This window comes from Yinghuangia sp. YIM S10712, assembly GCF_051388935.1.
Taxonomy (GTDB): Bacteria; Actinomycetota; Actinomycetes; order Streptomycetales; family Streptomycetaceae; genus Yinghuangia.
The window spans coordinates 654,298-663,118 of record NZ_JBPKBI010000001.1; the positions used below are offsets into that span (position 1 = coordinate 654,298).

The window sequence follows — 8,821 nt, forward strand, 5'->3', positions numbered from 1 at the left end:
GTGGCGCCGGGTCTGTGGGGGAACGATGCGTTTTGTTCCGTCGTTGATCGGATGAGCCGAACACGCCGCCGTCACCTGCGGCTATCCGTTCGAGCGTCCCCGGGGGCCCGCGGGCCCCCGTCCCGAGAGGACCTGCCGTGCACCGCCACAACGGACTCAAAACCGCCGCCCTGCTCGGCGGGCTGTCCGCGCTCATTCTGCTCATCGGCAGTTTCTTCGGCCGCACCGGCCTGATCATCGCCCTGGCCATCGCCCTGCTGACCAACGGGTACGCGTACTTCAACAGCGACAAGCTCGCCCTCCGCTCGATGCGCGCCCGCCCGGTGAGCGAAGCGGAGAACCCCGAGCTGTACCGCATCGTGCGCGAGCTCTCGACCCAGGCTCGGCAGCCGATGCCGCGGCTCTACATCTCGCCGACCGAGGCGCCGAACGCCTTCGCCACCGGCCGCAACCCCCGCAACGCGGCGGTCTGTTGCACCACCGGCATCCTGCGCATCCTCGACGAACGCGAACTGCGCGGCGTCCTCGGCCACGAGCTCGCGCACGTCTACAACCGCGACATCCTGATCTCGTCGGTCGCGGGTGCGCTGGCCAGCGTCATCATGTTCCTCGCCAACTTCGCGTGGCTGATCCCCATCGGCCGCGGCGACGACGACGAAGGCCCCGGCCTGATCGGCATGCTCCTCATGATGATCCTCGGCCCGGTCGCAGCCTCGCTCATCCAGCTCGCCATCAGCCGCAGCCGCGAATTCCAGGCCGACGCGTCCGGCGCCCGCCTCACCGGCGACCCCCTTGCGCTCGCCAGCGCACTGCGGAAGCTGGAGATGGGCACCAAGCAGCGCCCGCTTCCCGCGGAGCCGCGCATCGAGGCGACCAGCTCGCTGATGATCGCAAACCCGTTCCGCCCGGGGCAGGGCATGACCAAGATGTTCTCGACGCACCCCCCGATGGCCGAGCGCATCCGGCGTCTGGAAGCCATGGCCGGCCGCTGAGCCGGGCCGTCCGCCGGACGACGCCCTTCCCTGGTGAGCGAAGCGGAGAACCCCGGGCCGTACCGCATCGTGCGCGAGCTTTCGGCCCAGCGCGGCAGCCGATGCCGCGCCTGGACATCTCGCCGACCGAGGCGCCGAACGCCTTCGCCGCCGGCCGCACCCCCCGCAACGCCGCTGCTTTTCCCGCGCGTGCCGGGGCGATGTGCGTCCGCCTGCTTCCGATCCGTACCAATCTCGGCAAATGCGGTAGTCGGCCGCCAATCCGGGGATCCGCCAGGCATGAAGATCTTGCTCAATGTCATCTGGCTCGTCCTGTGCGGCTTCTGGATGGCGATGGCCTACATCGGCGCGGCCATCGTCTGCTTCGTCCTTTTCTTCCTGGTGATCACGATCCCCTTCGGCATCGCCAGTCTCCGGATGGCCGCCTACGCCTTGTGGCCCTTCGGCCGGACGATCGTCCGCAAGCCCACCGCCGGCATCGGCTCGATGCTGGGAAACGTGCTGTGGATCATCCTGTTCGGCTGGTGGCTCGCCATCGGGCACCTCGTGTTCGGGCTGCTGATGTGCATCACGATCATCGGGATTCCGCTCGGCATCGCGAGCTTCAAGATGATCCCGATCTCGCTGCTGCCCCTCGGCACCGAGATCGTCCCGACCGAAGATCCGCGCTACCTCTACACCTGAGGAACACGTGGCCGGCGGGCGCCTGGCGTGCTTCCGAGTGAACCCCTCCCGGGTGCCTGAATCCCTGTGACCGTCGTGCCGATATCAACCGTGCCGGACTCCCGGCACACCGTTCACGCCCAGACAACGAGCGTCGAGTCACGGGGAACCCGACGAACCGACTCCGCGGAGGGATGCCGTGCCGGCAACGGTGAGCGTCATCGTCCCCACCCGAGACCGAGCCGAGCTGCTGGCTGACGCCTTGCGCAGCGTGGCCATGCAACTCGCCGACGGCATCGACAGTGCGGAAGCCGTCGTCGTCAACGACGGCGGCGGCGACATCGCCGCCGCGCTGCCGCTGGGAGTGCCGGGGCTGACCGTCCGCGTGCTGTCCCATCCGCGCCCACGCGGCCAGGCGGCGGCGCGCAACGCGGGCCTGGAGATCGCGTCCGGCCGGTTCGTCGCCTTCCTGGACGACGACGACCTCTATCTGCCCGGCCACCTCGCGCGCGCGATCGCGGCACTGGAGGTGTCCGGCGCGGACGTCGTGTACGCGGACTGCGTGCCCGTCGAACGCCGCTGCCCGCCGGGTGAGACGCCCGAGACCGCGGCCAACGGCTACGACTTCCCGTACGACCCGGGCGCGATCGCGGTCGCCAACTTCGTACCGACATCGGCCGTCGTGTGCCGCAACCCGGCCGTGCACGGGCCCGCATCGTGGTTCCGTTTCGACCCCGAGCTGCCCGTGCTCGTCGACTGGGCGCTGTGGCTGCGCCTGATCCACGACCGCGGCTGGTGCTTCGCCCGCTGCCCCAAACCGGGCGTGGCCTTCCACCGTGCCACCGAGGACACCACGATCACCGGCCGCACGGAAGCCCACCTCGACGCGCTCGGACGCTACGAGGACGCGTACCGCACCGTCATCGCCCGCTGGCCGGTCACCCCCGGCAGTCGAGTGGCCCGGTTCCGGGCACTGTTCCTGGAGACGTTCCGGACGGCCAGGACGTTGCTCGCCACCGGCCGAAGCCTGGTGCCCTTCGCGTACGAAGGCGCGCTGCGCGTCCTGTACGACGGCTACACCGGCCGCCTCGACGAAGCCCTCGTCGCCCCCCGAGCCGCCGCCGCCCTCTCCGGCGACGCGGAACACACGGCGCCCATCACCCTCACGCCGCTGAACCTCACCCCCGTCGACCTCGACCCGGCGACTCCCCGCGAGCCTCTCGGCCGCCCGTAACCGCAGGCCGCACAGACCTCGGGGCGCCCCGCTCGCGCGGAACGCCCCGAGGACGGCAAAGCCGCGACGGCTCTACCGGTAATTCACAAACTGGACCGCGAAGTCGAGGTCCTTGCCCTTGAGCAGCGCGATGACCTCCTGGAGGTCGTCCCGGCTCTTCGAGCTCACCCGAAGCTCGTCACCCTGGATCTGAGCCTTGACGCTCTTCGGCCCCTCATCCCGGATGATCTTCGAGACCTTCTTCGCGTTCTCCTGAGAGATGCCCTCCTGCATCGACCCGAAGATCTTGTACTCCTTGCCGGAGAGCTTCGGCTCGCCCGCATCGAACGCCTTCAGCGAGATCTGTCGCTTGATCAGCTTCGACTGGAACACGTCCAGGATCGCGTTGACGCGCTCCTCGGTGTTGGCGCGCATCTCGATCTGCTCACCCGACCACCCGATGTACGCCCCGACGTTCTTGAAGTCGAACCGCTGCGAGATCTCCTTCGCCGCCTGGTTGAGCGCGTTGTCGACCTCCTGGCGGTCGACCTTGGACACGATGTCGAAAGAGGAGTCAGCCAAGGGTCAGCATCGCTTTCTGTGAGTTCACCGTCCCGCGCGCCCCCGCCCGAAGCCCACAGCCCCGCACCACCGGACACACGAATCCCCAGCGTATCCAGCCCACCCCCACCCCACCGCCACCCACCACAAACCGAGTAGCGGACCACCCCACGCCGTCCGCTATTGTTATCCCCGTCGCCCCGAGCGGACGACACCCCGGCGGGTTGCCCGAGCGGCCAAAGGGAGCAGACTGTAAATCTGTCGGCTTACGCCTACGCAGGTTCGAACCCTGCACCCGCCACACCTTAGAAACAGCCTCTGACCAGCATGAATGCGGTCAGAGGCTCTTTCGTTTTCCCGTCCTGCGCAGGCGCTCAGAATGCCTGCTTTGTCTCACCTTGTCTCACTCGATTTCGCGTCCTGACCAGTGCGCGCGGCCTATCTGTGGACGCGGACCGACCGCGAGATGCCCGTCACTCCCACTCGCCGAACGCTTCGGCGATCCTTTTGTTCGCGGCGTCCGTCCCGCCGTCCATGCACTTGGCGTAGACCTTGAGCAGCACCGCGATGCTGTGTCCCGCTCGTTTCGCGACTTCCGCCGGGTCCACTCCCGAGTTGAGCCAGAGCGAGACGCCGGCGTGCCGTAGGTCATACGGCCGTGTCGCGAGCGGAGAGACGAACTGTTGCGGCGTGAACGCCGCCTTACGGGCCCTGGCCCAGACTTCGCCGTAGCCGCTCTCCTGCACGATGCCGCCGCGTGCGGTGCGGAACAGCCGACCGTCGGGGGCGACGCCGTACCGGTAGATGTGCCACCGCAGCATGGCGACCATCCGAGGCGGGATGGGCACCGGGCGCGTGGCCTTCCGCGCTCGCCACTTGAGCCCGCGCACGTCGTGCGCCGTGCGGTCGTTCGTCCACGCGGATCCGACCCGGGGCCGTGACCCGTCCAAGCGGAGCTGTCCCCAACCGCGCTTGGGCAAGTCGCAGTTGTCCAGGCGCAGCCAAACGGCTTCTGCGGGCCGCATGGCCGCGTAGTAGAGGCACCCGAAGAACGCTTCCAGGTGTTCACCACGGTTGCCCTGCTCACGGACCGCCGCGAGCAGGGCGCCGGCCTGCCGGGGGTTCACGACGCAGGCCGGTTCCACTTCCGTCGCCGTCTCCGGTGCCGTCCACTGCACCGCGTGCAGCGGATTGGACTTGAGCCGGGACAGCTCCACTGCGTAGCCGAGCGCGTTGTGGAAGATCGCGCGCTTGCGCCGGACGGTGGACGGGGACGCTTCGCTCCCATCAAGGCGGAGCGTGAAAGCGGTCAGCACCTTGCGCATCACGGCGGCGTCGTCCAACGCGCTCATGGGGAGCGAATGCCCCTCCACCCACGCGAGTGCGGCGGCCACGTCGTCGGGCGGATCCTCCGTCCACCGGTTGACGTTGAACGCCCATCCGTACAGCGCCCGACGCAGGAGGGCTGTGTCCGGCATGCCGCGACGGTCTTTGACCAGCACGGGTGTTGCCGTGGCGAGGGCATCGGCGAGCGTGGTCCGCGTCTTCGCAGGCGCCGTCGGCCACTTCATTTCGATGTACTCGCGCGCGTGGACGTACCAGGGGACGTCGTCACGAAGGCGAATCTCCGACATGGGCAGTCCGGAGACGGCGTCGAACGGCTCGCCACTGTGGAGGGCACGCAGGAGTTTGGCACGTCGCCCGTCCGCGAGCGTCTTCGTGCGGAACGTCTCGGAGAATGGAGTACCTGCGACCTTCCAACGAACTTCGGCCGACGTCCGGCCGGTCTTGCCCTTGCGTACGCGGATCTCCCAGATGCGCACGTCAAAGCTGGGCTTTGGCATGACTTCCTTTCAGGCATGAGAAAGGCCCCGTGCGCGGGTGCGCACGGGGCCAAGTGGCCTTGCTGCGGGGTCTCTAGAGGGATTCGAGAGCGGCCCACCAGCGGTCCAATTCGGACCGCCGGACCCGGATCTGACCGTTAGGCAGCTTGATGAGCTTCGGTGCCGCGCCGCGGGCACGCATGCGGTAGAAGGCAGCGCGCGACACGCGCATCTCCTTGAGGACTTCCGGCAACTTCAGACTGTCGTCCCGGGTGGTCACTGCCTGCTCCCCTCGGTGCTGTCTTCTGTTCTAGGGCTGTGTCGACGCGCCTGTGACGTCGTCGGACGAGTTCTCGCGCCGCAGAAACCGCAGAAACCGCAGAAATGCCGGGATGGGGCTGTGACCTGCGGTGATGCGGCGTGCGACGGCTGCCGCAGAAACCGGGGCTTATTCCGCAGAAATAGCCGGTGGTCGGATGCCGACCGGCCGTCGTCCCGCTCACTGTCTCGCCTTCGGGTATTTCTGCGGAAATAGGCGGGAGTTCTGCGGACGGCGGCTGGTCGGGCATCGTCGCAGGTCAGTCCGGGTGCGCGGGTTTTCTGCGGTTTCTGCGGTTATTGCGGCAGGGGTCAGCCCCCCGGCGTGTGCAGGTGCGGGTGTGTCTCGTAGCGCGGCGACGGCGGTCGGCCGCGGCCCCGGCGTTCGGGGGCCGGTTCCGGGCGCAGCCATCCGTGGTCTTCCAGGAGGGCCAGCACAGGGTCAAGGTCGGCCGTGATGGGGAATTCGGCGCGGGACAGTCCGGTGAACAGGTCCCGCTTGCTGACCACCGGGGCCTTGCGTTGGCGCAGGTGGTCGAGGACGATCCGGGCGCGGTCGCGTGCCGGGTCGGCGCCCATGAGGTCGAACACGGCGAGCGCGTGGTGGGTGAAGTACTCCGCGATGCGTCCGGCCGCGCGCACGGTGTCGGCGTCGATCGGGCGGGTCCACGCTTGGTCGTGCGCGGCCAGGTGCAGGAGGCCGGCGATGCGGACGGCGGCACCGTCGACTTTGCCGCCCCAGTTGCGGACATGCGCGAGCATGCCGCCGTCGGCGAGCCGGGATTCGGTGCGTTCCTGCCGCTCCACAAGCGCCGCGTTCGCGTCTGGTGTGAGTGGCAGTATGGCCGGGTCGGTCCAGTCGGCGAGAGACAGCACCAGGGCGCCGAGGCGTTGCGCGTAGGTGTCGGCGACGTCGGCCGGTACCGGGTCGGTGAGGACTTTCCGGCGTCCGACCAGCGATGTTGGGAGCGAGTACAGGAACCGCGCGAGCAGTCCGCGTCCCTCGAATCCTTTGACCCTCGCGATGTCTTCCAGCACCGCCGGTTGGACGGCGAGCCCCATGGTGAGGGCGGGGTTTTCGATGTACTCGCGCCGCCCCTGCCGGTTGACCTTGAGCAGGTCTCCGGCGTGGCCTTTAAGGAACACCTCCATGTTGGGTGTGCCGGAGTAGCGTCCGGCGATGATGTCGAAGATGCCGCCTTCGGCGGACAGCACCGCGAGCCGTCCGCGCTGCTCGGCGAGCAGAGACGCGACCGCTTCGGGGGTGGCATCGTCGGCGACCAATTGCGGACGCGCGGGGACGTCGACGCTTTCGGCGGTTTTGGCCAACGCGACGGCTTCGGCGGTGAGTTCGTCGCGCTTGTCTGGAGCGGCGCCGGCGGCTTTGTGGGCGGCTTTCTCGGCGGCGGCTTTGGCGAGCCGGGCGGTGGTCTCGGCTTCCACGATGGCGCCGATGGCGTTTTCGTCCATCACCTGCTCCGCTTTGAGGAGCGGCGCGGTCAGGCGCGCGAATACCGCCGATTTGCGGTTCGCGGGCGGCAGTGCGACGGCGATGTAGAGGTTGACCGGCTCGCGCCACCCGCCGCGTACGTCGACCACCGCGCGGCCCCCGGCCGCCGTCGACAACGCCGCGAGCGCGGTGCACCCGGCAAGGTCCGGCGGCGTCTGCGTTTCCTCGGCGACGGCGGCGACCATGTCCGCCACCCACCGTGGCAACGCGTCGACCGGGAACGGCGGCAGCGTGCGGACGTGCCCGAGCGGGATTGGTTCCTCCCACAGAGGCGCCGGGTCGAACGCGGCCAAGGGGTCGCCGGCGTCCGGCGGGAACACGTCGAATCGGTCGAACACCGCGACGTCTTCGGGCACCGGCGCGCTGGCGTCGGTCGGTGCGCAGTGGGCGGGGGATTGACGGCTGTCGGGGAAAGGGGGAGTGGGGGCGGTCACGCTGCCCCCACGCGGGTGTTCGCCGGAGCGGGCGGTGTGGTGCTCATCGAACTGTCCTCCCGTCCGCCGTTTGGCGGGGTTCGGATGTGAGCGCGCGGGCTGGCGTCGGCGAGCCCGTTGCGGACGGCGCGGCGGGCGTAGGGCTCGGGTACGCCGACCTCGACGGCCGCGGCGACGATGTGCTCGCCGAGGGCGTCGAGTCCGCACGGGCCGGGGCACCCGCTGTGCTGCTTGGCGAGGAACCGCGCGACGCCGTACGCGCTGGAACCGGCGCCGGTATTCGTGTGGTCGAGGACGGTGGCGATGCCGCGTTCCAGACCGGTGTGTACGTAGCTGTCGGTGTGGCGGCATCCGGTGGCGACCGACCGCGTCCATCCGGTGGGTGCCGGCAAGGACGAAGAGACCACCGCGCCGCCGGGCGGGGTGGTCTCTTGCTCTTCGCGGTTCACCAGGGCGCGCACCGCCTCGGACAAAGGAGTCATGCGGCCGGTGCCGCGTCCGAGCCATCGGGCGTAGGACATGTGGGACTTGATGTCCACGCCGGGCCTCACGTGGTTCGCGGACCGCATCGCGCCGTGATAGATCCAGTGCTCCCCGCGGGTGGTCGCCACCACTTTGGTCAGGGGCAGCGTCGCGCGGGCCCACGTGACCGCCGCGTCGTCATCAAGGTCCACGACGGTGAGACCGGCGCCGCCGGGGTGGTAGGCGACGGCGACGGCCTGCCGCCACGCCCGCGCCCATTCCGGTGAGTTGATGACGGCGGTGTCGGTGGTCGCGGCGGCCCAGGCGTGGCACACGCGCGGGCACCGGCACGGCCCGGCGGTTTTCATGTTCGGCCGGCCGCCGCATGCCGAACCGGCGCAGGCGGGGCAGTTCCCGAACGGGACCTTTCCTGCTCGCAACGGAAGAACCGGCACGCCGATCCGGGCCAGTTCGAGGGCGGTCCTCAGGTGATCGCTCACACTGTCACCTTTCGTGCTGTGTCTGGCTGTGGCGGTGTAGCGGATGGTGGGGATGCCGGCGGCGTGCGCGGCGTCGGCGCGTTGGGTGGCGCCGGGTGAGGCGTCGCGGATGAACGCAATGCACAAGTCCGCGCCACACGCGGCCTTTAGGGATTCCTGCGTAACCCTGTGGTCGCGGTGGCGGTGGGCCCATTCAGCGGCGTGACGTTCGGCGCCGGTGGGGTGATCGCTGTGGACGATGGCCAGGCGGACGGGCCACGTGTGCAGGAACGCGTCCAACACGCGGTGCACGCGGGCGGGTTCGTCCCAGTCTCGGGAGCCGGTGACCAGGACCCGGACGGGGGG

The 8,821-nt window shown here is 69.3% G+C and carries 7 protein-coding genes, 1 tRNA gene and 2 pseudogenes; 4 read left to right on the forward strand and 6 right to left on the reverse strand.

The window, feature by feature from the left end; all coding sequences use genetic code 11:
* Positions 1 to 137: 137 nt before the first annotated feature.
* The 3 genes from htpX to ACRX5W_RS03080 all read left to right on the forward strand — a co-directional run bounded on the left by htpX (position 138) and on the right by ACRX5W_RS03080 (position 2,889).
* Positions 138 to 992 carry a zinc metalloprotease HtpX gene (gene htpX, locus ACRX5W_RS03070; protein ID WP_436786312.1) on the forward strand — a complete coding sequence of 285 codons (855 nt, stop codon included), beginning with the start codon at positions 138 to 140 and terminating at the stop codon, positions 990 to 992.
* Positions 993 to 1,271: 279 nt separating this feature from the next.
* Positions 1,272 to 1,676 carry a YccF domain-containing protein gene (locus tag ACRX5W_RS03075; RefSeq protein WP_436786313.1) on the forward strand — a complete coding sequence of 135 codons (405 nt, stop codon included), beginning with the start codon at positions 1,272 to 1,274 and terminating at the stop codon, positions 1,674 to 1,676.
* 178 nt (positions 1,677 to 1,854) lie between these two features.
* Complete coding sequence (locus tag ACRX5W_RS03080; protein WP_436786314.1) at positions 1,855 to 2,889, forward strand: glycosyltransferase family 2 protein; 1,035 nt, start codon at positions 1,855 to 1,857, stop codon at positions 2,887 to 2,889.
* Between the two features lie 72 nt (positions 2,890 to 2,961).
* Here ACRX5W_RS03080 and ACRX5W_RS03085 read toward each other — a convergent pair whose 3' ends face one another.
* Positions 2,962 to 3,450: a YajQ family cyclic di-GMP-binding protein gene (locus ACRX5W_RS03085; protein WP_436786315.1), complete on the reverse strand. Its 489-nt coding sequence runs from the start codon at positions 3,448 to 3,450 to the stop codon at positions 2,962 to 2,964.
* A gap of 197 nt (positions 3,451 to 3,647) precedes the next feature.
* Between ACRX5W_RS03085 and ACRX5W_RS03090 the strand changes: the two genes are divergently transcribed.
* Positions 3,648 to 3,730 (forward strand) — tRNA-Tyr (locus ACRX5W_RS03090).
* A gap of 172 nt (positions 3,731 to 3,902) precedes the next feature.
* Here the strand turns inward: ACRX5W_RS03090 and ACRX5W_RS03095 are convergent.
* From ACRX5W_RS03095 to ACRX5W_RS03115, 5 genes and pseudogenes are all read right to left on the reverse strand, one after another.
* On the reverse strand, positions 3,903 to 5,273 hold the full coding sequence (locus ACRX5W_RS03095; RefSeq protein WP_436786316.1) for a tyrosine-type recombinase/integrase: 1,371 nt from the start codon (positions 5,271 to 5,273) through the stop codon (positions 3,903 to 3,905).
* Positions 5,274 to 5,346: 73 nt separating this feature from the next.
* Entirely contained in the window at positions 5,347 to 5,532 is a 186-nt protein-coding gene (locus ACRX5W_RS03100; RefSeq protein ID WP_436786317.1) for a helix-turn-helix transcriptional regulator, read from the reverse strand.
* 350 nt (positions 5,533 to 5,882) lie between these two features.
* Positions 5,883 to 7,400 (reverse strand): YfjI family protein, encoded by a 1,518-nt coding sequence (locus ACRX5W_RS03105; RefSeq protein ID WP_436786773.1) that lies wholly within the window; start codon positions 7,398 to 7,400, stop codon positions 5,883 to 5,885.
* A 212-nt stretch (positions 7,401 to 7,612) separates the two neighbouring features.
* A pseudogene (locus tag ACRX5W_RS03110) lies at positions 7,613 to 8,476 on the reverse strand (bifunctional DNA primase/polymerase); the annotation flags it as partial.
* 156 nt (positions 8,477 to 8,632) lie between these two features.
* Positions 8,633 to 8,806 (reverse strand): annotated as a pseudogene (locus ACRX5W_RS03115) (SLOG family protein); the annotation flags it as partial.
* Between the last annotated feature and the right edge of the window lie 15 nt (positions 8,807 to 8,821).

What these genes read in the sequence shown, in the direction of transcription:
- ACRX5W_RS03075 (WP_436786313.1), top strand. Translation starts at nt 1,272, where the DNA reads ATGAAGATCTTGCTCAATGTCATCTGGCTCGTCCTGTGCGGCTTCTGG.
- ACRX5W_RS03095 (WP_436786316.1), bottom strand. Translation starts at nt 5,273, where the DNA reads ATGCCAAAGCCCAGCTTTGACGTGCGCATCTGGGAGATCCGCGTACGC.